We start from the raw sequence: 22,151 nt of genomic DNA on the forward strand, positions 1-22,151 counted from the left end.
CTGACGTCAATCCTGGCCGAGGTGGAGCGGGTCCAGCGCGCCGGCGCCGGTCTGGGCCGATCCGGTCTGGGCCGAGCCGTCGAAGGCTCCGAAGATCTGGCGCAGGAAGCCCGGCGCCAGGACCGACAGCGGGTTGACGTTGAGCACCGGGTTGGCGGCCGAGCCGGTGATGCGGTAGCTGAGGCCCACCAAACCCTCGTGCCGCCCGCCGCCGAGCAGCGGTCCCAGCACGGGCAGTTGCGAGAACAGGTTGTTGACGCCGAACAGCGGCACGAAGGTGCCCGACAGGTTCACCTGGTCGCGGCTGAAATCCACCGTCCCCCCCACCGTCGCGCCGAGCGTCGGCCCGAACATCGAGCCGTCGCGCACCTCGACGATGTTGCCGGTCTTGGTGAAGGTGGCTTCGAGCTTGCGGAACGACATGGCGGAGGGGTCGAAGGGCTGGGCATCGGCGCCGCCCCCGGCACCCTCCTCGCGCTTCTGGCTGGCGAGGCCCTCCACGGCGAGCTTGCGGATCGCCGGGTCCTCCCGCACCGTGAAGTCGTGCACGGTGGCGTAGCCGTCGAGGCGCGACCCCTGCACCACCAGGTTGGCGTCGAGCCGTCCTCCTGCCATGCGCCGATAAAGGTCCATGAAAAGCAGGCTCGCCCCGGCATCCCCGGCGTGGATCACGAAATGCGGCGCGCCGTCCATCGCCGTGGTCGCGATGGTGAGGGGCTGGCGGCCGAGCCGCCCCGACAGCGTCATGCGTCGCACCTGTCCGGCGCGGCGCAGCAGGTGGAACTCCGCCCCCGTCACCGCCTGGCTGTTCTGACCCGTCAGGATGGTGCTGTGCAGCTCGAGGTCGAGCGCGCCCTTGCCGGCGGGCTCGGCGGCGCCCGTGCTGGGCGCCGACAGCCATTTGAGGAAGGGGCGGGCGTCGAGGTTGGCGCCGCGGGCCACGACCTTCAGCAGGTCCCCGCTCTGCTGAACGTCGACGCGCATGTCGTCGCCCGGCGACAGCTTGACCTGGGCGAGCTTCGCGGACGCGAAGTCCCCCTCGCGGTCGAGCTCGACCGACCCGCGCAGCGTCGCCCCGCCGCCCTCGAAGGCGATGTTGTCCAGCGTCACGCCGCCGTCCCGTTGCACGACGTTCAGCGTCGCCCGGGCCGGCCGTCCCGCGGGCTTGGCAAAGCCCGGCACCAGGCCCTCGATGGCGGCGCGGCCGAGGTCGAGGTCCACGGAGGCCCGTGCCTTGTCGCCGGACGCGAGCGTGCTGGTGATCCGGGCCGAGACCGGGCCCTTCAGCCCGGGGTTGGCCAAGCCGGCCCTGGCGCGGGCGGCCTCGTCCAGCGTCAGGGCGATGACGGCCTCGCCGGCGCCGGACGGCGGCCTGTGCAGTTCGATCGTGGTGGCGGCGCCGTAGATGCGCCCCTCTCCCTTGACGCGGAGGCCCGCCTTCGGGTCGGCGTCGAGCCTGACGGTCGCGTCCGAGAGCCCTTCCTTGCCGATCAGCTTGTCGAGGGCGAAGCCCGTGGCGGTGGCGGCGGCCGACACAACGGCGCTGCCGGGCGGGACGTCCTTGCCGATGAGAAAGCCGACGCCGAGGTGGCCGTCGACCTGGCCGTGCACCGCCGTCGGGTCGAACGGCATGTCGGCGTAGGGCTTCAGGGCGTCGCGCGACAGCAGGTCCGCCAGCGTGTCCACCCCGCCCTGGATATGGGCCTCGACGGTGGCGGGTGTCGGCTTCGGGTCGTTGTCGGGCACCTTGAAGGTGCCGTCCGCCAGGATGAGGCGCCGGCCGGGGCTCACGTCCATGGCGCCGTGCTGCACCTGCATGTCGAAGGTGTGACCCGTCACCACGCCGGTCGCGGCGACGTCGATCAGCGGCGGCACGCCGTTCATGAAGGCGAGCGCGAGGTTCGACACGGTGAAATCGACCCGGACGTGGTCGTCCGCCACGGAGCGCTCGGCCCGCATCAGGGCGAGGTCGTTGGCGTCGAAGTTCCCCGTCACGCTGCCGCTTTCGACCGTGCCGCCCTTGAGGTTGGCGAGGAGCCAGGCCCGGACCGGCGCCGACATGAAGCTCGGCCACAGACGCACCACCGTCGGCGCCGGCATGTGCCGCACGCCCGCCGTGGTCCGGACCTTGACGCCGCCCGGCCCGTTCTGGACGTCGGCCGTCGCCGTGAAGTCCACCTCCGGCCCGGTGACCTCGGCGCGGTCCAGCACGAACCGGTGCTCGGCGGGAAGGACGTGGAAGGCGAAGCCGCCGTGGGCGATGCGGATCGGCCGCTCTCCGGGCCGCTCGGGCGGGAAGCTGCCCGACATGTCGACGCGGCCGGCCCAGGGATCTCCCAGCGCATGGGGCAGGTCGACGTGGCCGGTGAAGGCGAAATCCGTGGTGGGGCCCCGCATCTCGGTGCGGTCGATCTCGACGCCGTTCGTCGTGCGGTCGAGGTGGAACCCGCCCGCGAGGGCGTCGATCAGCATCGGCTCGTGATCCGGGTCGTCGAGCCTGAAGTAGCCGGCGCCGAGCGAGAAGGTGCCCTTGGCGGTGTCGATCTGGCCGTCGGGGCCGAGACGCAGGGCGACCCGCGCCGACACCGGCATGTCGAAGTCGAAGCCGAGGCTCTTCAGGCCGCCCGCCAGCGTGATCTCGTCGAGCGACAGGTTGCCGGCCTGGACCGTCAGGAGCTTGCCGCCGTCGGGCTGCACGGCGGCCCGGGCTTCGAGGGTCCAACGGCCGGCGGGCCCGTCGGCCGCGACCGTCAGCACGGGCTCGCCCTCCGGGCCGCGCAGAAAGCTCAGCGCCGTGTTCTTGAACACCGTCGTGGTGCCGTGGATGCGGTCGTCGAGCACCAGCCGCCCCGTCACGCTCACGCGTTCGAGCGTGTCGAGCGCGCTGTCGGGCGCCGTCGCGACGTCCACCAGCGACCGCATGGCGGCCGACAGGGCGCGCAGGGCGCCGTTGCCGGGCCGGGCCGGGTCTCCGGCGGCGGGTGAGACCGACCCCACGGCCTCGGGGGCCGGGACGGCGGCTTGAAGCGCGTTGGGCGTCGGCGAGGTGGGCGCCGGCGCGGCCGCCTCGGTCGTGGCCGAGAGGGCGCGGGCCAGCGGCACCGCGGCTTCGCCGGCACCGGCCGAGATGGCCACCTGGCCGTCGGTGCGGATCACGAGCCGGAGGTCGACGTCGTGGATGTCGAGCCGCGTCGGGGCGATGCGGCCGACCATCAGCGCCATGGGATCCACCGCGATGGCGGCACTCGGGGCCGAGACGATCGGTCGCGCCGACGCGTCCGACACGGACAGGGCGTGGATGGTCAGCGCGGGCCCGTGATCGGTGGCCTCGATGGCGGTGTCGGCGAGGTCGAACCGGTAGCCGTGGCCCACGCGGGCGTCGAGTGCCGCGACGATCTGCGGCTTCAGGTCGAAGCCGATGGGCCCCTGCCGCAGCTTGATGAACAGGCCTGCCGCCAGCAGAGCCACGAGGAAACCCACGCTGACGACGAAGCCCGTGAGGGCGACCGCGGCGCGGCGCAGGCCCGTGCGGCGTCGAGGCGGTCGGCGCAGCAGGTGCCGCATGCACAGGGCATCGACGGGCTCGTCGGGCGGAAGGTCGCCCGGGGGAGATCCGTGACGCGAAGAATCGTGCATTGCGGCCAAGCCGTCAGGCTCCCTGGATTGACGGGCAGGCTGCTTCCAACCACCGTTGCCGCCACAGGCCGATCCGGCCGGCAGCCGCCACAAGCCATCGGCTCCCAATGGGACGAAAGGAAGACGTCATGGCCGATCCTCTGCAGACCGGCGCACCCGCGCCAGCATTTCGGTTGCCGCGGGACGGCGGGAGCGACCTCACTCTGGCGGACTATGCCGGCAAGGCCCTGGTGCTTTATTTCTACCCCAAGGACGATACCAGCGGCTGCACCCGGCAGGCGACGGACTTCAACGCTCTCATCCCGGCCTTTCGCGACGCTGGAGCGGAGATCCTGGGCATCTCGCCCGACTCGGACCGGAGCCACGATGCCTTCAAGGCCAAGCACAAGCTCGAGCTGACCCTCGGCGCCGACGAGACCAAGGCGGTCTGCGAAGCCTATGGGGTGTGGCAGGAGAAGAGCATGTACGGCCGCAAGTACATGGGTGTCGAGCGCACCACCGTTCTGATCGGGCCCGACGGCCGCGTCGCCGAGATCTGGCCCAAGGTGTCGGTGAAGGGCCATGCCGAGGCGGTCCTCGCCGCAGTGCAGTCCCTTCCCCGCTGACCGACGCCGCGCCTGATCGGCGCCGTGCCGGACCGGCGGCGGTGACGGTCCATTAACCGCGTTTCGATTAACTCCCTCCGTCGCGGCGGCCTCTCGCAGGCGTGGCATGGGAGTGGATCGACATGCCAGGCCATCAGCTCTCTTCGTCCGAAGCCCTGCCGCGCAGCCATTATTTCCTCACCGTGTCGCGCGGCACGGCCATGCGGACGGTGGCGGTGCGGGCCCCGCTGGCGCAGGTGATCGCGCTGGTCCTGCCGCTGCTGCTCCTCGTCGGCATCGGATGCGGCCTCTACCTCGCCTTCCACGACGACCTCGTGGCCGGGCTGATGCGGCGCGAAAGCGCCATGCAATATGCCTATGAGGACAGGATCGAGGCGCTCCGCCAGGACCTGGCCCGCCAGGGCGAACGGGCCCGCGCCGACCAGGCGCGGCTCGACGCGCGCGTGCACGACCTTTTCACCCGCGAGGCCCGTCTGGAAGGACACGGCGCCGTGGTCGCCGGGCTCGCGGGCGAACAGGCCGGGCCGGTCGCCCGCCCTGCCCTGCCGGTGGAGATCACCGGCCGCATCGCGACCTCGCCCGTCTCGGCCTTGCCGGCCTCGGCCTTGGGCTATGCCGCGTCCGACAAGCCTCACCCGATGCGCGACCTGCCCGTGGCGGGGCCCGCCGACCCGGCCCGCAGCCAGCTCCGATTCGAGGACCACGCGTCCCTGCTCGACGACGCGCATGTGCCGCTCGCGGACCGGCTCGGTGCCGCCGAACTGTCGCTCGACCGCGTGGAACGCGCCCAGGCCGACACGCTGGCCCGCGTGGGCGCCGCCGCGCAGCGCCGCTCCGCGCGCAGCCGGTCGCTGATCGAGGAGGCGGGCCTGTCGCCCGAGAGGTTCCTGCCGAAGGCGGCGCCGGCAGCCGTCGGCGGGCCCTTCGTGCCGCTGCCGGCGGAGCCGGACGGCGCCTTCCTGCGCGTTGTCGCGGACCTACGCGGCGCCCTCGCCACCGCGGTGGCCCTCGACGCCGCCGTGGGCCGCGCGCCGCTGGCGGCGCCGCTGCTGGGCCGCATGGAAGTCACCTCCCCGTTCGGCGCCAGGACCGACCCGTTCCTCGGCCGACCGGCCCTGCACACGGGCGTGGACCTCCGGGAAGGCTACGGCACGGACATCCGGGCGACGGGTGCCGGGCGCGTGGTCTTCGCCGGCACCGCCGGCGGCTATGGCAACATGGTGGAGGTGGACCACGGCCACGGTCTCGCGACGCGCTACGCCCACATGGGCGGCATCGCCGTGACCGAAGGCCAGGCGGTGGCGCGGGGCAGCCTGCTTGGCATCGTCGGCGCCACGGGCCGGGCTACGGGACCGCACCTGCATTACGAGGTGAGGATCGACGGGGAGCCTGTCGACCCGACGCGCTTCCTGGCCAGCGCCGACCGCCTCGCCGGGCTCGCCGCGCCGTGACCCCTGGCGGCGCTTTTCGGGCGCCGGGACGCCTTGCGGCGGCACATCCGTGCCACACCGATGCTGAATCGCACCGAAGCGACAGGGAGACGACAGGGAAGCGAGGAACATGCAGGTTTTGCGATACTTCTCTCGATGAGCATAATCCGGTGCGGTCGGAGCCCGTCTGTCAGGGGCGGCCGCAACGGGTCACCGGGGTTGTCGAATCCATGTCCAGAACCAAGAGCGCGTTGATCTGCGGTGCCGCCGCCCTCGGCCTGTCGGTCGGCGGCTGTGCGTCGACGACGCCGCGTATCCCCTACACGCTCGCGGAAGGCCAGGCGGCCGACGTGCCCGGCATGCCGGCCGACGTGCGCTTCTACGCGGATTCCCCGGCTTTCGTGTACGAGCGGTTCCGCCAGGGCGTCGTCGCCCAGGCCCAGGCGCGGCACGAGCCCGTGACCTATCTGGCGCTGTCGAGCGGCGGTTCGGACGGCGCCTTCGGGGCGGGCTTCCTGAAAGGCCTGAGCGAGTCGCACCAGCGCCCGCAGTTCACGATCGTCTCGGGCATCAGCACCGGCGCCCTCATGGCGCCCTTCGTGTTCCTGGGCCAGGGTTACGACGGCACGCTGCAGGACCTCTACACCAACGGCTACGCCTCGGCCCTGGTCAAGGACGTGAGCGTCCTCAATGCCGTCGTCGGCAACGCCTTCGTGGACAGCGACAAGCTCGGCAAGTTCATCGCCCGCTACATCGACCAGGGCATTCTCGACGCCGTGGCGGCCGAACACCGCAAGGGCCGCCGCCTGATCGTGGTGACCACCAACATCGACCAGCAGCGGTCCGTGATCTGGAACATGGGCGCGATCGCGGACTCGCACGCGCCGAACGCGCTCTCGCTGTTCCGCCAGGTGCTGGCGGCCTCGGCTTCGATCCCGGCCCTGTTCCCGCCGCGGCTGATCGAGGTCGAGAGCGGCGGCCGCAAGTTCCAGGAGATGCATGTCGACGGCGCCACGGTTCGCCAGGTCTACGTGGCGCCGGACGAGCTGATCTTCGGCGGCAAGTCCGCCGGGCCGAGCCCCGTCAAGGACCTCTACATCCTGGTCAACAACAAGATCGACCCGTCCTTCCAGGTCGTCGAGAACAACACCGTCTCGCTCGCGGCGCGGGGGCTGTCGACGATCCTGAAGCGCGAAGGACGCAGCAACGTCCTCAGCTCCTACGCCTATGCGACGTCGCACGGCATGGGCTACCACATCGCCTTCATCGATGCCGACGCGCCCGAGGCACCCTCGACGGATGCGGCGGAGCAGTTCAGCACCGAATACATGACGACGCTGTTCGCGCGCGGCGAAGCGAAGGGGCGCAGGACCGGGCCCTGGCTGTCGCACCCGCCGCTCTCGACCGACCCGGCCGGCCACGACCTGGCGGCATCGCGCTAGAGCGCTTCCGCCTTCGGCGGATCCGCTCCGACCTCGATTCGAGAGCAGTCCCATCGGCTCGGGATCGCCAAGGCGGTTCCGCGAAACGCGGTTCCGAGCAGGCCGACACGGCTCGAGGCGGGATGCCGGTTCAAAACAAAGCGGCGGCCCCGGGGGCCGCCGCTTTTTTCATGGTGGGAATGCCACTCGCGCGGCCTCACCCGTCACTCGACATCCTCGACCACGACGGTGCGGCCCGACAGGCGCTGGGCCAGCGAGGCCTCCATGAAGTCGTCGAGGTCGCCGTCGAGCACGTCGTCGGGCGTGCCGGAGGTCCGGCCGGTGCGCAGGTCCTTCACCAGCTGATAGGGCTGGAGCACGTAGGACCGGATCTGGTGACCCCAGCCGACATCGGTCTTGGAGGCCGCGTCGGCATTGGCCTTGGCCTCCTGCTTCTCGAGCTCGAGTTCGTAGAGCCGCGCCCGCAGCATGTTCCAGGCCGTGGCCCGGTTCTTGTGCTGCGAGCGCTCGCCCTGGCAGGCCACCACCACTCCGGAGGGCACGTGGGTGATGCGCACGGCCGAGTCCGTCGTATTGACGTGCTGGCCGCCGGCGCCCGACGACCGATAGGTGTCGATGCGGCAATCGGACTCTTTGACGTCGATCTCGATCTTGTCGTCGATCACGGGATAGACCCAGGCCGAGGCGAAGCTCGTGTGGCGCCGCGCCGCGCTGTCGAAGGGCGAGATGCGCACGAGCCGGTGCACGCCGGATTCGGTCTTGGCCCAGCCGTAGGCATTGTGGCCCTTGACCAGGATGGTGGCGGATTTGATCCCCGCCTCCTCGCCGGCGCTTTCCTCGATGATCTCGACCTTGAAGCCGCGGCGCTCGGCCCAGCGCGTGTACATGCGGAACAGCATGCGGGCCCAATCCTGCGATTCGGTGCCGCCGGCCCCGGAATGGACCTCGATATAGGCGTCGTTGCCGTCGGCCTCGCCCGACAGCAGGCTCTCGACCTGCCGCCGCTCGGCCTCGGTCCGCAGCGCCTTCAGCTGGTTCACGGCCTCGCGTTCGACTTCCGCGTCGTCCTCGTCCTCGGCGAGTTCGACGAGCGTCACGGCGTCCTCGAGTTCCCGCTCGAGCCGCGCGACGCCGCCGAGCCGATCCTCGAGCTCGGTGCGCTCGCGCATCACCTTCTGGGCCGCGGCGGCGTCGTTCCAGAGCGCCGGGTCTTCGGATTTGGCGTTGAGTTCGGCTAGGCGCCGCGTCGCTGTATCGACGTCAAAGATGCCTCCTCAGCAGTCCCACGGACTGCTTGATCTGCTCGACGAGAGCCAGGGGTTCGGCTCGCATGATGGGTCACTTCCGTCGCTGTCTTGGGGTCCCACGGGACCGGAGGGCGAGAGATAGAGGGGGTGGGGGGCGGTGTCCAGGCGGGGACCGAGCGGGCCGCCGCGGGGTCGGTCGCGTTCAAGGGTTTCGGCGCCCGGGCCGCCTCGCGGCGCCGCCCTCGCCCGGTTCCGGTCATGGCGCGCCGGCAGGTGTCGTCCCACGGCTCCGAACCACCGTCGCAGCGGTGGTTTGGACAGATCGTGGCCACGGCGCCTATCATGCCGCCAGGCCGACCCCGCCCGCCGCCGGCGTGGTCCGCAGTCGAACGGAGTCGGGGAGCATCGCGTGATCCAACCGCATGGCGAACCGGAGGTCGCCAACATCCGTCCCGCTTCGCTCATGGCGACCGGCGTCTTCGACCCGGCCTGGTATCGCGACAGCTACCTGGCCGGATCGGGATGGACCGGCACGCCCGAGGCGCATTTCAAGGCCGAGGGTGCCTGGCTGGGATACCGGCCGAACAGGTTCTTCGACACCCGGCACTACCTCGCCCTTTTCCCCGCCCTCCGCGCGTCCGGCTCCGATCCGCTCACCCACTACCTGAGCCACGGGGAGCGGAACGGCGCGACACCGAATGCTGATTTCGATCCCGCCTGGTATGCCGCGACCTATCCCTCGCATCGCACCAACGCCTGGGGCCCGTTCGCGCATTTCTGCGCCTTCGGGTGGCGGCTGGGTCTGGCGACCTGTCCCGGCCAGGTCGACCGCACCGAACAGATCGCCTGCGAGATGAAGGCGGATGGCCTGTTCGATCCGGACCTCTACCGTCGCCTCAACCCGGACATCGCCGCGGCCGGCGTCGATCCCCTCCGCCACTACGTCGAGCACGGCAGCCGGGAGGGCCGGCAGCCTCATCCGCTCATCGACGTCGGGTTCTACCTCGACCAGATCCCGCTCAAGCACGGCGGCGAGGACAATGTCCTTTGGCATTACGCAAGGGTCGGTTCGCAGTTGGACCTCGACCCGAACGGCTGGTTCGACAACGCCTGGTACAAACGCCGGTACGGCTCCATCATGCGATCGGGCGAAACGCCCCTGGCGCACTTTACCCGCGTCGGGGGCTTCAGGACCAACCCGTCGATGTTCTTCGACGCCGTGCGGTACCGCCGCTCATATGGCCCGCTGGCACCCGGCATTGATCCCCTGTCCGACTTCCTGCTGACGGGCATGGATCTGGGGCGGCCGACCTACACGGTGCAGGACGACGCGGTCGAGCGGAGCCGAGCGACGTCGGCGCAGATGACCTGCATCAAGGAGGGGTCGCTGGGCGGGCGGCCGACGGCCCTGCTCGTGACCTTCGCGGCCCAGGGGCGTATCAAGGGCCATGTCCCCGGCTACGTCGAGGCCTGGCGGCGCCAGGGTGTCGACGTCGTGCTCATCGTGGCTGCGCCGCAGCGCACGACGGCGATGCCGGCGAGCCTGCTGGACCGGTGCAGCGCCGTCTACCTGCGCGAGAACACGGGCTTCGATTTCGCGGCATGGGCCCATGTCATCGAACGACGACCCGACATCCTCGACGCGCCGACCCTGTACCTGACCAATGACAGCATCGTCGGGCCGATCGACGATGCCGCGTTCGGGAGTCTGATGCAGGCGATCGAATCCGACGCGGCCGACGTCGTCGGGTTGACCGACAACCGGCACCACGCGTGGCATCTCCAGAGCTTCTTCCTGGCGATCAAGCGGCCCTGCCTGGCGTCCGACGCCTTCCGCGAGTTCTGGAAGGACGTCGTCAACAGAGTCAGCAAGGAGGCGGTCATCACCGCCTACGAACTGACCTTGACGGCACGCCTCGTGGCGGCGGGCTTCTCCGCCAAGGCGCTGTTCCCGATGCAGTCCCGGCATGCCTTCGAGGGCAATCGCACGGTCCTGGCTTGGAGGAAGCTCGCCGACAGCGGCCTGCCGTTCGTCAAGGCCTCCCTGCTGATCGGTGAACAGAGGACGGCGGCCGAAGCCGACGTGCGGGCCTTCTTGAACGACCGCGGCTTCGACACCTCCTGTTTCGACCCCGGCTTCGAGCACACGGGACCGCTGGTGGACGCCTCGCTCGGTTGACGTCGCCGACCCCATGCGGCGGCTTTCGATCCGGCGCGGATCAGCCAGGTGGCGGAAGCGCTCCGGGGCCGTGATGGGCCGAGCGGCCCGGAGCGACCCCCGGGGCGGCCACTGTTGCCGGGTCCGAAACCAGCGTGTTAGAGCCTGCAGGCCCGCGGGCCACTCACCCGGAGCGACCCCGGCAGGACACCGGATCGACGTCGCCGTCAAGCCTTCCGGCGCGCTCGCGCGAAGGCCGGCCGAGGGCGGAACCCCCCACGCGATGAGCGGAGTGCAGGACGCCTGATGAGCACGTCGGACCTTTCATCTCCTCTCCGCGACCTCATCTCCGGCACCCCGTCGCGCGCCGCGCGCTTGGCCTATCTCGCCGCCTCGCCGCTGTTCGACGCGCGATGGTACCTGGAACAATACCCGGACCTGGCCGGATCGGGCGTGGATGCGGTCGAACATTTCCTCGATTGCGGCGGCTTCGAGGGCCGGTATCCGCATCCCCTGTTCCACAGCGACTTCTACCTGGAGCAGAACCCCGACGTTCGTGGGACGACGTCGAACCCGCTCATCCACTATCTCGAGCGTGGCGCCGCGGAAGGCCGCGATCCGAATCCACTGTTCGATACGGATTGGTATGTCGCGCGATACATGCGTCAAGCGCCCTACGCCACCAATCCGCTGGAACACTACCTGTTCCACCCGGACAACGACGCATCGCTGCTGTTTCATTCACGGTGGTATCGTCACAACGCGATGCAGTCGGTCCGGCCCGACGAGCATCCCCTGGTCCATTACTTCCGGCAGGGGCGCGATGCGGGCGCATTGTGCAACGATGGGAACATGCCCGACATGGGCAACGTCTCCTATCAGATCCTGATGTCTGGCCTCTTCGACGCCGAGTTCTACCTGGAGACCTATGCGGACGTGGCCGCCGCTGGCTTCGACCCCTTCGGCCACTACATGCAGATCGGCTACAAGGAAGGGCGGATACCGAACCTGCTGCTCGATATCGAGTATTATTTCACGCAGGTTCCAGAATCGGAACGGGAGGGGATGAACCCCCTGGCTCACTTCTTCGAGCGGGGGGCGGCTCTCGATCTCAATCCGAACTATTTCTTCGACACCGCTTGGTACAAGGCGGAATATCCGGCCTGCGGCCTCGAGGGGTCGAACCCCCTGGCTCACTTCCTGAAGGACGGTGGCTGGTCGGCGAACCCTTCGCCCCGCTTCGACGCCGGATGGTACCTCACCCAACACGAAGACGTGGCGCGGGCCGGCCTCAACCCGCTCAAGCACTACCTTTGGACCGGCATGAACGAGGGCCGCGCCGCCCGGCGGGTGAAGCCCGCCCGCAGCGCGGTCGCCCACGTGTCGGACGCCAAGCTCGTCATCGTCAAGGCTCGCGCGCAGCGCGGTCGGCGCACCGCCCTGCTCGTCACCCATTCCGCGCGAGGGACGTTGAAGGGGCATCTCCAGCAGATGGTCGACGGCTATCGGCGCGCCGACGTCGACGTCGTGCTCATCGTCGCCGCGGACCGTCGTCGCACCGCCATACCGCAGTCCATCGTCGATGCGTGCCAGGCCGTCTACGTGCGGGAGAACATCGGTTTCGATTTCGGCGCCTGGGCCCACGTCCTCCGGTCCGACGACACGCTCCTCGACAGCGACCTGCTCGTCCTCACCAACGACAGCCTGCTGGGCCCGCTGGACCCGGAACAGCTGACGGCGATCTTCGACCGCATCTCGGAATCGCAGGCGGACGTCGTCGGGCTGACGGAAAACACCTTCTACGCGAAACACGTCCAAAGCTTCTTCCTGGCACTGAAGCGCAGATGCCTGTCGTCCTACGGGTTCAACCGCTACCTCGCCGCCATCGTCGACCTCGAGACCAAGAACGAGGTGATCACGACCTATGAACTCACGTTCTCGAGCCGGATGAAGGCCGAAGGCCTCCGACAGGAGGTGCTGTTCGCGGGCGCGGAAGCCGATGTGGCGCGAGCCGGAAACAACCGCATGATCTTCGAGTGGCGGGCGTTGCTCGACGAAGGCCTCCCCTTCGTGAAGGCGTCGCTGGTGTTGGGCGAGCACAGGTCGCTCGGCGAAGCCGACGTGCGGGCCGAACTGGCGTCGCGCGGCTTCGATGTCGGCCTGCTGGAGGCCACGCACCGCTACCCAGGTCCGCTGGTCTGGGCCGACCTCGACGGGCCATCCCAGCCCAACCGCGTGCCGCGCGTCGCTTTCTTCGGCCCGCCCAACGTGGCGAACGGCCTCGGGATGGCCAGCCGCGGCTACGTGAAGGCCCTGCACCGCACGGGTTGGCCGTTGAACCTGCATCCGATCGAACGCCCGTTCCACATCCACGCCAAGACAGCGCCGAGCTGGCAGGCCCGCAGTTTCTCCGGCCCGGCGGATCTGGCGCTCGTCCATTTCAACGGCGACAGCTGGGATGCCCTCCTCACCCCGCAGCAGCGACGCGAGATCGACGCCGCCCGCCTGAAGGTCGGGCTCTTCGTCTGGGAAACCTCCTTCGTCCCGGACGACTGGCTGCCGACCATCGACGAACTCGACGCCATCTGGGTGCCGACGGCCTTCTGCGCCGACATCCTGCGCTCCGTCACGGGGATCCCCGTCCACGTCGTGCCCTACGTCGTCGAAAACGAGCCTGCCCCGCCCGCAGAGACTTCTGCCGCGGTCGAGACCTGCCGGAGCTTCGGTCTCGCCCCGCAGAAACGGCACATCCTCTATGCCTTCGACGGATCGAGCTTCCTGGCGCGCAAGAATCCGCAGGTGCTGATCAGGGCCTTCCGTGCTGCCGGCCTTGCGCGGGCGGGCTGGCAATTGGTGCTCAAGACCAAGCACGTCTTCGACCTTCCGACCGAGGGACGTGCGTTGCTCGACCTCGTCGGGACCGCCGGAGACGTCGTCGTCATCGACCAGCCCTTGAGCCGTACGGATCTGGCGGCGCTCTTCGCCCTCTGCCCCATCTACGCCTCCTCGCACGCCTCCGAAGGCTTCGGCCTCACCATCGCCGAAGCCATGGAGATGGGGAAAGTCGTGGTCGCCACCGACTATGGCGGGAGCCGAGACTTCCTCGACCCGAGCTGCGGCTTTCCCGTCAAGGCGAGGGAGGTCGCCCTCGAGCAGAGCCACGGTCCCTACCTGCGCGGCGCCGTCTGGGGCGAGATCGACGAGGAAGCGCTCGCCGCAGCCCTTCGGGAAGCCGTCGAGAGCGTCGTGAGCGGAGCCGCGGCCGAGATCGGCACCGCGGCGCGCTCGCGCATCCGCGCGGACCTGTCGGTCGCGGCCGTCGCCGCCGCGATGGCGGCCAGCTTCGAGCGCCTGTCCGCCGGTGGACCGAGCCGGTGATGCCGCTGCCAGGATGGCGCGAAGGGCGTCCGCGGCGCCCGACCTCGACCTGAAGCCTCGATGAGCAACATTGTCCGCATGTCGCACTACACCCTCCACCCGTCCTGGTCCGAAGCTTGGCCGAACGACATCGTGCCGCTTCCGCTGGGACGTGATCACCTCCCGATCGAGCCGGCCCGCCTGGCACGCTTTCCAGGGTCGCGCGTCCACGTCTTCTTCGTCGCTCCGGAGACGAGCGCCGTGCGTCCCGATGCCGTCGCGCTCGCGCGGCGCTTCCTGGCGGAGCGTCCGGACGTCGGCATTTTCTATGCCGACGATGCCGTGGTGGCGTCGGACGGCGGCATCGAGAGCGTGCATTGCAAGCCGTCGTTCAACATGGCCCTCATGCTGGCCGACGACTACATGGCGTTTCCCCTGCTGATCCGGGCGGAAGTGTTCGCCAAGGTCGCGATGAGGTCGGAGCCCGATATCCAGGGGGCGGCCTGGTACCGCTTCTGCCTGGATGCCTTGGCGGCGGGGATCGGCATCGACCGCATCCCCCACACCCTGTTGGCGTCGCCCACGCCGCGCCCGAAGGCGCCGAGCGGGCCCCGCGCCGAGACCGCGTCCCGGTGGTTGATCGAAACCGGTCAGCCGCTGACCCTGCAGGCGGGCCGCGTCGCGGGGACGACAGGCCTCCGGCGCGTCTTCGCCGAGCATCCCGCCGTGACGCTGGTGATCCCCACGCGGCAGAGCGCGCCCGTCGACGACGATGGGCGCCAGGGGCGGCCCTTCATCGTCAACTTCCTGGATAGCCTCGGCCGCAGCACCTATCCGTTGGATCGCGTGACGGTCCTCGTCGGCGACGACGAAGCCGACGACACCGTCTATGCGGGGCGTGACGATCGCTTCGCGCTGAAGCGGATCGTCACGAGGCTGGCGCCGGGCGAGCGGTTCAACTACGCGGCCAAGATGAACCGGCTTTGGCGCGCCGCCGAGACCGACCTCATGGTGCTGATGAACGACGACATCGGCGTCGGAACACCGGACTGGATCGAGGCGCTGCTGACCTTCGCCATGGATCCCGACGTGGGCGGCGTCGGGGCGCGGTTGCTGTTTCCGGACGGCCGCCTGCAGCACGCCGGCATGTTCGGCGGGATCTTCGGCGTCTGCGCCCATCCCTGGTACATGCTGCCGGCGGAGGCCCCCACCTACGACGGGTGGGCGCAGACGCATCGGGACTGCTCGGCCGTGACCGGGGCCGTCTTCGCGACGCGGCGGGCACCGATGGAGGCCGTCGACGGCTTCGACGAGGGGTTCAGCCTCGATTTCAACGATGTCGACCTGTGTTTCAAGATGCGGATGCTGGGGTACCGCATCGTCTACACCCCGTTCGCCGAGATGACGCATTACGAGAAGGCGTCGCGCCGCAGCGAATTCGCCCCGGGCGACCAGGTTGCGCGCTACCTGCGGAAGTGGGCGGACGTGCTGGCCGACGACCCGATGTCCAGCCCGCAATTGCGCGACGACACCGACCGGGTCGCGCCCCGCACGACGGCGTCGGCCTGGGTGCGCGAACGCCCCGACCTCTTTACCGCCGCTCGCGGAACCGACGCGACGGACCCGCGCTCTGCCCGAGAGGGCCTTTGACACGGGCTCGCGATCGAGAGCCGGCGTAGGTCGGCTGCGGCCTGACGCAAGCGGAGGCTGACGGCCATGCCTGGAGCAGTATCGGCTTGCTCCGAGCCGCCTTGGCCACGTCAAGCCGATGACACTGCCTGCGGTTCGAAGTTGGAGCGAATTCACCGAAGGCGAAAGCGCCTTAGCTGAAGGTCAGCCAGGGATGGCGGTAGGTCAACTGGACCTTCAGGGCTTCGGTCGCGGCCTGCGTGTCGCTGCGCAGCATCGAGGTGCCGTGCACCCGGTAGCGACACAGGATTTCCGGGACGTAGAGCCCCGTCATCCTGGCCTCCACGAACTTGCACCAAAGGTCGAAGTCTTCCCAACCGCCCTCGAGATGCGTGTAGCCGCCGACCTGGCTCCAGGAGCGCACCCTGATGAGCGCCATGGCGTCCACGTAGTTGCCGCGCTGAAAGCGGCGCCGGCTCCACACGTCGGCCTGGCCGACGCCCTGCTGGTCCCCGAACAACTCCAGTTGCGAATAGGCCGCGTCCCGGTCCTCGTCGCGCGCCGCGCGATGCAGGACATCCAGCGCCCGGGGATAGATCAGGTTGTCGGCGTCCAGGACGAAGACGTGGTCGGTCCGGGCCTGCGAGAATGCGGTGTTGCGTGCTGCCGCGAGCCCGGCGTTGTGGCTGTGCCGGAACAAAGCGAGGCGGTCGAAACGCTCCGCGTGACGATCCATCCAGCGTCGGGCGACGTCGACGGAATCGTCGGCCGTCGAGTGATCGTCGACGACGATCACCTCGAGATGGGGATGCGTCTGCCGCGAAACCGACTCGAGGCATTCCGCGATGAAACGCGCGTAGTGGTACAGGCTGATCGCCACCGTCACGGCGTCGGGATGCGGACGAGGGCTGTTGTCGTAGGAGACGATCAGCTCGTGAAGCGCGGGTCTCGCTGGCATGGGGCGGCTCAAGCGGTGTTCGGGCGTGCGGCTGCGGACAGGAAGGATCGCAGCGTCGCGGAGAAGACCGGGTCCGTCCTGTCGATGGCTCGCGCGGCGCTCTCGCGTGCGCTCGACGCGGCGCGGCGGCCGTCGGCATCGTCGAGCAGCCACCGGGTCAAGGCCGCGAGATGTCTCGCGTCGTCCCGGAACACGTGCCGACCGATGTCGTCGTCCGGGTGGGAGCCGGGCGTGTCGCTGACGACCAACGAACCGGACGCCATGATCTGCGTCACGCACCGGTGCCAGTCGAACTGGGGAAACTCGTCCTCGGCGAGCTGCAGCGTGATCTTCGCATGGCCGCTGACGTGGCCTGCCAGGCGATGGTGGCTGCGGCGCTCGACGCTTTCGTCGAGGCTGTCCCGTCCCCCCTGCGCGCCGTAGACGAAACAGGGTCGTTCGGCCAGCGCCGCGGCGTGGCGCCGAAGGACGGCGCTCCGTCGGGCGCTGAGCGGGTCGAAGAACGCGATGTCGACCGGGCGGGTCTCCCAATCCCAAGGGTCGAAGTCCAGCCTGCGAGCGACGCCCGGCAGGGCTTGCACCAGCGGATGCCCGAGATCGGTGGGTGCGAGCCAACGGCTGCGGAGCGGGGTGGCGAACCGCATCAGAAGCGCGGGCCACCCCGAGGCCTGGAAGATCCTGGCGGCCTGGGGCGACGCATCCAACACGCCGCGAGAGCGCAGGAGCCACGGCAGCGAGCGTTCGAAGGCGCGATGGTGCAACGGTGCGGTGTTGAACACCAGGCTGCGTTCGACCGCGTCGCTCCGGGCCCAGAGCGCGCCGAGCCCGACGTCGAAGAAGCTGTGAGGCGCGACCACGACCGGGAGCCCATGGTCGCCGTCGGGGCTGGAAGTCTCGTCCTTCAGGACCGCCGCGACGCCGGAGCGCGTGAGGGACTCCGCCAGGTCGGCCGCCAGCGCGATGTCGGAAGGGTCGCTCCCCGTGCTGACGAGGATCGATACGGGCGGACATGCGGCCGCGGCGGCGTCGACCGAGGAGGTTTCCGTCGGTGTCGGCGTCGCGGGACCGGCGCTCGCCTGTCCCCAAGCGCGCGCGATGGCCTCCCGCCGGAAAGCCGTGCGGCCCTCGGCGAGGCCATGGCGGAAGGCATGTTGGGCCGGATCGACGCCGCCGCCTCTGAGATCGGGGTTCAGCGCCAGGTAGTCCTCGACGTCGAAGAACGTCAGCGCCGTCAGGCGTTCGACCGGCGTCCGGGTCATGGTATGCCGCGCTCGAACCGCCCGGTCCGACGGACCGCAGCCGTGCGCCGCAGGATCCTCCGAGATGCGATGACGGACGACGCTCCGCCGCAGGTGGGACTCGTCATGGCCGATGTCGAACCACCCTGACGAGGCGGGACGGCACGCGACGCAGACCGCGCAGGAGCCGGCCGGCCCAGCGCAGGGGACGGCCGACCTTCCAGCTCGTCGAGGCGTAGATCGACGCCAGCTGCCGTTTCGCAGCCTCGGCCTCGGCCTGGGCTGCCTTCGCCTCGCTGGATCGCAAGGCGATCAGCGCCGACAGGTGGAAGGCTTCCGACCGGAACCGTTCCTCGGCCTCGGCGAGGGTCAGGCGCAACAGGCCTTCGCGCTCCTCCGCGGCGGCGACCTTCGCATCCCGCTCTCCCACCATGGTGTCGCGGGCGGCAAGGGTGTCGCGCAGGGCGGCGAGGTCGCGCGCGGCTTGCTCGACTTCGGACCGGTGCTTCAGCTCGACCCTTTCCGAAACCTGCTCGAACGTCTTGGACAGGTCGTCCGATTGGCGGGCCAGGGCTCGAGCGTGGTCCTGCTTCAGGAGTTCGACGTCCTCGACGCTACGGAAGCCCGCGTCGGCCCACCTCACCTTCTCCGCCTCGAGGGATCGGCATCGGAGCAACAGATGCTCGTAGGCGTCCTCGTGCTCGTCGCGGGCCAGCGCCCGCGCCCGGACAGCGGCCTCGCGCAGGGCGATCTCCCGGTTGAGATCCGCTTCGAGACGTGCCACCGTTCCGATGGCGTCGTCGCCGGCATGGGCTTCCGGCTCGAGCGCCGCCATCGCTGAGTCGCTCATCTCCAGGCGGCCCCCCGTGTCGCAGTCTTGTTCACGCATGATCATCGGCGGTGTCGTCCTCCCGACGACGGAGCAGAGAGAGCCACGCCGGAGCCGCTCGCCGCCATCTGCGACAGCCCTGTGAACCCTGGTCGGCTTGCGGCGTGGATACCGCATTCGTCACGGGCCCGTCCAGCACGCTCGCGGCGGGCCATGCCGGGCTGTCCGGCGGTGGCCACCCGGCCGGTCACACGAGCCGATCGTTGCGCACCGAGAGGTCGACGAGGCGGCGGAGCGACGCGGGCAGCGCTTCGGCGTAGGCGTTCCAGACGACGCGGTTGTTGTCGAATTCGTCCGTCGACATCAACATGCCGCTCGGCACGCGGCGGTACCAGTACAGCGGCTCCGGCAGGGACAGGATCGACAGACCCGCCAGCGCGGCGCGGGCATGGAGGTGCCAGTCCTCGTAGCCCACGCCCCGACGCTCGTGGAAGAAGCCGATGCTGTCGAAGACCCGCCGTCGATACATGCCGGTGGCGTCGCCGAACACGTTGACGGAAAGGCCGAGTTCGACCGACCCGCCCGGAAAGCCCCAGCGCTCGGCGGCGAAGAGGTCGGCGGGTTCGGGCTCGGCGGCGGCGTCGCGGAAGATCGCCATCTGGCAGGTCAGGATGTCCACCCCCGTGCGCGACATGGCGGCGTCGAGCCGCTCGATCATGTCGGGAAAGGCGAGGTTGTCGTCGTCCATGAAGACGATGCGCTCGGCCCGTGTCGCCCGAATGCCGGCATTGCGGGCGGCGCCGAGGTATCCGTTGGCCTGTCGCACGACGTCGAGCCGGAACGGCCACGCCCGGCTCTCGACGGCTCGCAAGCCCGCGATCGCGTCGGGCGAAAGGCTGCCGTCGTCGACGAGGACGAGGTCGAAATCCGTGCGGGTCTGCGCCGCCAGCGATTCCAGGGTCTGGACGAGCAGGGCCGGCCGTTCATGGTGGGTGAGGACCACGGCGATGCGTTCGCCGGGGCGGACCGGCGCCGGTGGCGGCGCCGGCCGCGCCGCGACCCCGTCGAGCCAGGCGATCCACCGCGCCGCGACGTCGGCCTCCGCATAGGCCGGGCGGGCGGGCGCGAAGGACTGCCCCAGGACCGCGCCGATGCGCGCCGCCAGGGCGGCGGCGCGGGGCTCGACCAGGACCCGCTCCCGGTCCTCCGCGGCGACGAGCTCCGGGATGCCGCCCGTGCGGGTCGACAGGAACGGGATCGCGCGGCGCAGGCACTCCGAGATGACGCAGGGCGCGTTGTCGACGAGGGACGGTATCACGGCCAAGCACTGCCGATCGCGCAGGAAGGCCTGGGCGCCGTCGGTGTCGAGATCGGTCTCGAACGAAAGGCGCGCCAGGAGGGAGGGCCGGCGGCGGGCCACGACGTCGCGGATGCCGTCCGGCGTGTGCGAGGCCGGCTTGCCCAGGAACACGACGTCGAAATCGCGGTCGGCGAGCGCTTCCGACGTGATGGCGTCGAGGAAGAGATCGACCCCCTTGCGCGTCTCGAGCCGGCCGAAGAAGGCGATGCGGGCGACGCTGTCCAGCGCCCGGCCCTGCCGTTCCGGCAGGACGTCGTCGGGGTCCGACCAGAGATAGAGCGGCACGGCATCGACACTGGGCGCCATGGGTTCGCCGCTCGCGAGCAGCCAGTCGCGCATGTAGAGCGACGGGCACAGGACCGCGTCGGCCTTCTGCAGGGCCACGCGCTCCATGTGGAGGTGCGCGAGACTGCGCTGGTCGCGTGCCAGGGCCCGGTTGGCGTCGAGCAGCCAGGCCGTCGGCCCGTGGGCGATGACGACCAGTGCCGTCGTGGTGAAGGCCAGGCCGGCCTGCTTGGCCACGATGCTGCTGAACGCCGGCCCCTCCCAGTCCTGGAACAGGATGACGTCCTGGTCGAGCGTGCGGAGATGGTCGTAGATGACGCAGGTTTCGCGCAGCCAGAGCGGGTAGGTCTCGCCCCATCGCGCGTCGAAATGCGTGATGGCGATGCCGGCGGCCTCGCAGCGCCGGATCCAGGGGCTCGTGTAGTCGATCCAGGGCGCGCCCGTGTAGAGCAGCGTGACGCTGTGGCCGGCACCCGCCAGGAACAACGCCAGATGGCTGGTCGCCGTGCCGATCCCGCCGTTCTTGTGGGCGCCCAGCAGCTCGCTGGTGACGAAGCAGACGCGGAGCGGAGGCCGCCGCGTCATGCGCGCCCCCGCACCCTGCGCGACAGGGCGCGCAGCGGCGCCGTGACGCGCCACGATGTGGACGCGTGGATGGCCGCGACACGGGCCTCGCCGTCCTCCAACACGCGCTGCATTCGGCCGGTCTCGGCGGCATGGTGGTGCTCCAGCCGGGCGAGATCCGTTCGGGCGGCGGCCAACCGGTCCTCGAGCGCCCCGAAGCGGGCCTCGCCCTCGGCGACGAGCCGTTCGAGATGCGTCACCTCGCCCTGCAGGCTGACGACCTGCCGATCGCGCGACCCCAGGGCCAGCTGCAGGCTCGACCGGTCGTTGTTGGCCTGCGTGAGGGCCTGCCAAGTCCGCTGCTGGCCTTCGCGCAGGCGGGCCTCGGCGTCGAGCGACAGGTCCAGCTGCTCGCGCCGCGCCGTGCTCTCCTCGTAGAAGCGCCAAACCAGCGGGTACAGGTTCTCCAGCGTGGCGACGAGGTCGCCGGCGCCCCCGATGCGCTCGGAAAATTCCGCGTGGATGGCGTCGACCCGCGCATTGTCGTCGCCGACCCGGCAGAGTTCCGCGTGGCAGACCGAGGCCAGCGCCGCGAGGTCGAGCCCACGCAGGTTGCGGACGTCGGGGTCGACGGCCGGGTGGTGGTCCTCGGCCTGCGCGTTGCCGTGCAGAAAGGCATCGACGGCGCCTTCCTTCTCGGTCCCGAGGCCCGGGAAGGCGATGCCGAGGTCGCGCGCCACGCGCCCCACTTCACCGCGCCAGTCGGCCAGGAGGTCGCTGTAGCGCAGGAAGACGCGGGGATGGCCGCGAGAGCCACGGACGGCCGCCAGCGTGTAGCGCAGCCAGACGGCTTCGCCGCGCGGCTGGACCCAGGCGTCGTAGGGGATGGTCTTGAGGTGCCGGCGGCGCAGCGAGAGCGCGACGTCGGCCGGATGGCGCAGCGGCAGGACGTGGACAACGCGGTAGCCCGCTTCGGCGAGGGCGCGGTTCCACACCGGCGCCAACAGGGCCGTGCGGGGATCCTTGAGGACGATCAGCGGCTCGTCGCCGAAGGAACGGCCGACGAGCCGGACGGCTTCGGCCGTGAAGGCCGCGGCGGCGGGCGAGGCGAACCAATCGGGGGCGATGTCGCCGACGCCGTAGAGGTCCGAACCCGCGTCCGCCAGCATGCGGTCGTTGAGGTCCACCATGCCCCGGGGCTCCCAGTGGCCGTGGGGATTGCCCTCGTTGGCGGGAACCAAGTCCGTGGGCAGGGCGGCCCCGAGCAGCGACAGGGTGCGGGCCAGGGCCGAGGTGCCGTTGCGGTGCATGCCGGTGATCAGCACCGCAGTTCGCGGCGGAGCGCCGACAGGCGCGGGCCTCGACGCCCCGCCACCGATATTGACCGCCACGCTCGTCCTCCTGATCACCGCG

13 protein-coding genes are annotated in these 22,151 nt (G+C 70.1%); 6 read left to right on the top strand and 7 right to left on the bottom strand.

Going from position 1 to position 22,151, the window contains the following annotated elements; all coding sequences use genetic code 11:
• Window positions 1-6 precede the first annotated feature (6 nt).
• The gene (locus D3272_RS22090; RefSeq protein ID WP_165361469.1) at window positions 7-3,564 is read right to left on the bottom strand and encodes a DUF3971 domain-containing protein; all 3,558 of its coding nucleotides are present in this window, start codon (window positions 3,562-3,564) and stop codon (window positions 7-9) included.
• 200 nt (window positions 3,565-3,764) lie between these two features.
• Between D3272_RS22090 and D3272_RS22095 the strand changes: the two genes are divergently transcribed.
• From D3272_RS22095 to D3272_RS22105, 3 genes are all read left to right on the top strand, one after another.
• Window positions 3,765-4,241 carry a peroxiredoxin gene (locus tag D3272_RS22095; protein WP_129221383.1) on the top strand — a complete coding sequence of 159 codons (477 nt, stop codon included), beginning with the start codon at window positions 3,765-3,767 and terminating at the stop codon, window positions 4,239-4,241.
• Window positions 4,242-4,363: 122 nt separating this feature from the next.
• Entirely contained in the window at window positions 4,364-5,692 is a 1,329-nt protein-coding gene (locus tag D3272_RS22100) for a M23 family metallopeptidase (RefSeq protein ID WP_129221384.1), read from the top strand.
• Window positions 5,693-5,901: 209 nt separating this feature from the next.
• Window positions 5,902-7,113 (top strand): patatin-like phospholipase family protein, encoded by a 1,212-nt coding sequence (locus D3272_RS22105; RefSeq protein WP_129221385.1) that lies wholly within the window; start codon window positions 5,902-5,904, stop codon window positions 7,111-7,113.
• Between the two features lie 203 nt (window positions 7,114-7,316).
• On the opposite strand, the gene prfB is transcribed toward D3272_RS22105, so the two are convergent.
• A protein-coding gene (gene prfB, locus D3272_RS22110; protein ID WP_129221386.1) for a peptide chain release factor 2 occupies window positions 7,317-8,445 on the bottom strand; the annotation gives its coding sequence in 2 pieces (ribosomal slippage) (window positions 7,317-8,375 and window positions 8,377-8,445; 1,128 coding nt in all).
• Window positions 8,446-8,769: 324 nt separating this feature from the next.
• Here prfB and D3272_RS22115 point away from each other — a divergent pair.
• From D3272_RS22115 to D3272_RS22125, 3 genes are all read left to right on the top strand, one after another.
• Window positions 8,770-10,539, top strand: a complete 1,770-nt coding sequence (locus tag D3272_RS22115; protein ID WP_129221387.1) for a rhamnan synthesis F family protein — start codon at window positions 8,770-8,772, stop codon at window positions 10,537-10,539.
• A gap of 285 nt (window positions 10,540-10,824) precedes the next feature.
• On the top strand, window positions 10,825-13,896 hold the full coding sequence (locus D3272_RS22120; RefSeq protein WP_129221388.1) for a rhamnan synthesis F family protein: 3,072 nt from the start codon (window positions 10,825-10,827) through the stop codon (window positions 13,894-13,896).
• Between the two features lie 60 nt (window positions 13,897-13,956).
• The gene (locus D3272_RS22125) at window positions 13,957-15,525 is read left to right on the top strand and encodes a glycosyltransferase (RefSeq protein WP_245496723.1); all 1,569 of its coding nucleotides are present in this window, start codon (window positions 13,957-13,959) and stop codon (window positions 15,523-15,525) included.
• A 172-nt stretch (window positions 15,526-15,697) separates the two neighbouring features.
• On the opposite strand, the gene D3272_RS27490 is transcribed toward D3272_RS22125, so the two are convergent.
• The 5 genes from D3272_RS27490 to D3272_RS22145 form a co-directional block, all read right to left on the bottom strand.
• Entirely contained in the window at window positions 15,698-16,462 is a 765-nt protein-coding gene (locus tag D3272_RS27490; RefSeq protein WP_165361470.1) for a glycosyltransferase family 2 protein, read from the bottom strand.
• Between the two features lie 8 nt (window positions 16,463-16,470).
• Window positions 16,471-17,721 (bottom strand): hypothetical protein, encoded by a 1,251-nt coding sequence (locus D3272_RS27495; protein WP_165361471.1) that lies wholly within the window; start codon window positions 17,719-17,721, stop codon window positions 16,471-16,473.
• A 103-nt stretch (window positions 17,722-17,824) separates the two neighbouring features.
• Window positions 17,825-18,550 carry a hypothetical protein gene (locus tag D3272_RS22135; RefSeq protein ID WP_129221390.1) on the bottom strand — a complete coding sequence of 242 codons (726 nt, stop codon included), beginning with the start codon at window positions 18,548-18,550 and terminating at the stop codon, window positions 17,825-17,827.
• A gap of 226 nt (window positions 18,551-18,776) precedes the next feature.
• Window positions 18,777-20,759: a glycosyltransferase gene (locus tag D3272_RS22140; RefSeq protein WP_129221391.1), complete on the bottom strand. Its 1,983-nt coding sequence runs from the start codon at window positions 20,757-20,759 to the stop codon at window positions 18,777-18,779.
• Window positions 20,756-22,063: a hypothetical protein gene (locus D3272_RS22145; protein ID WP_129221392.1), complete on the bottom strand. Its 1,308-nt coding sequence runs from the start codon at window positions 22,061-22,063 to the stop codon at window positions 20,756-20,758. Before D3272_RS22145 ends, D3272_RS22140 begins: the two co-directional genes overlap by 4 nt.
• Between the last annotated feature and the right edge of the window lie 88 nt (window positions 22,064-22,151).

This window comes from Lichenibacterium ramalinae, assembly GCF_004137085.1.
Classification (GTDB): Bacteria; Pseudomonadota; Alphaproteobacteria; order Rhizobiales; family Beijerinckiaceae; genus Lichenihabitans; species Lichenihabitans ramalinae.

What these genes read in the sequence shown, in the direction of transcription:
- D3272_RS22090 (WP_165361469.1), bottom strand. Translation starts at nt 3,564, where the DNA reads ATGCGGCACCTGCTGCGCCGACCGCCTCGACGCCGCACGGGCCTGCGC.
- D3272_RS22095 (WP_129221383.1), top strand. Translation starts at nt 3,765, where the DNA reads ATGGCCGATCCTCTGCAGACCGGCGCACCCGCGCCAGCATTTCGGTTG.
- D3272_RS22105 (WP_129221385.1), top strand. Translation starts at nt 5,902, where the DNA reads ATGTCCAGAACCAAGAGCGCGTTGATCTGCGGTGCCGCCGCCCTCGGC.
- D3272_RS27490 (WP_165361470.1), bottom strand. Translation starts at nt 16,462, where the DNA reads ATGCCAGCGAGACCCGCGCTTCACGAGCTGATCGTCTCCTACGACAAC.
- D3272_RS22100 (WP_129221384.1), top strand. Translation starts at nt 4,364, where the DNA reads ATGCCAGGCCATCAGCTCTCTTCGTCCGAAGCCCTGCCGCGCAGCCAT.
- D3272_RS22125 (WP_245496723.1), top strand. Translation starts at nt 13,957, where the DNA reads ATGAGCAACATTGTCCGCATGTCGCACTACACCCTCCACCCGTCCTGG.
- D3272_RS22120 (WP_129221388.1), top strand. Translation starts at nt 10,825, where the DNA reads ATGAGCACGTCGGACCTTTCATCTCCTCTCCGCGACCTCATCTCCGGC.
- D3272_RS22135 (WP_129221390.1), bottom strand. Translation starts at nt 18,550, where the DNA reads ATGAGCGACTCAGCGATGGCGGCGCTCGAGCCGGAAGCCCATGCCGGC.
- D3272_RS22140 (WP_129221391.1), bottom strand. Translation starts at nt 20,759, where the DNA reads ATGACGCGGCGGCCTCCGCTCCGCGTCTGCTTCGTCACCAGCGAGCTG.
- D3272_RS27495 (WP_165361471.1), bottom strand. Translation starts at nt 17,721, where the DNA reads ATGACCCGGACGCCGGTCGAACGCCTGACGGCGCTGACGTTCTTCGAC.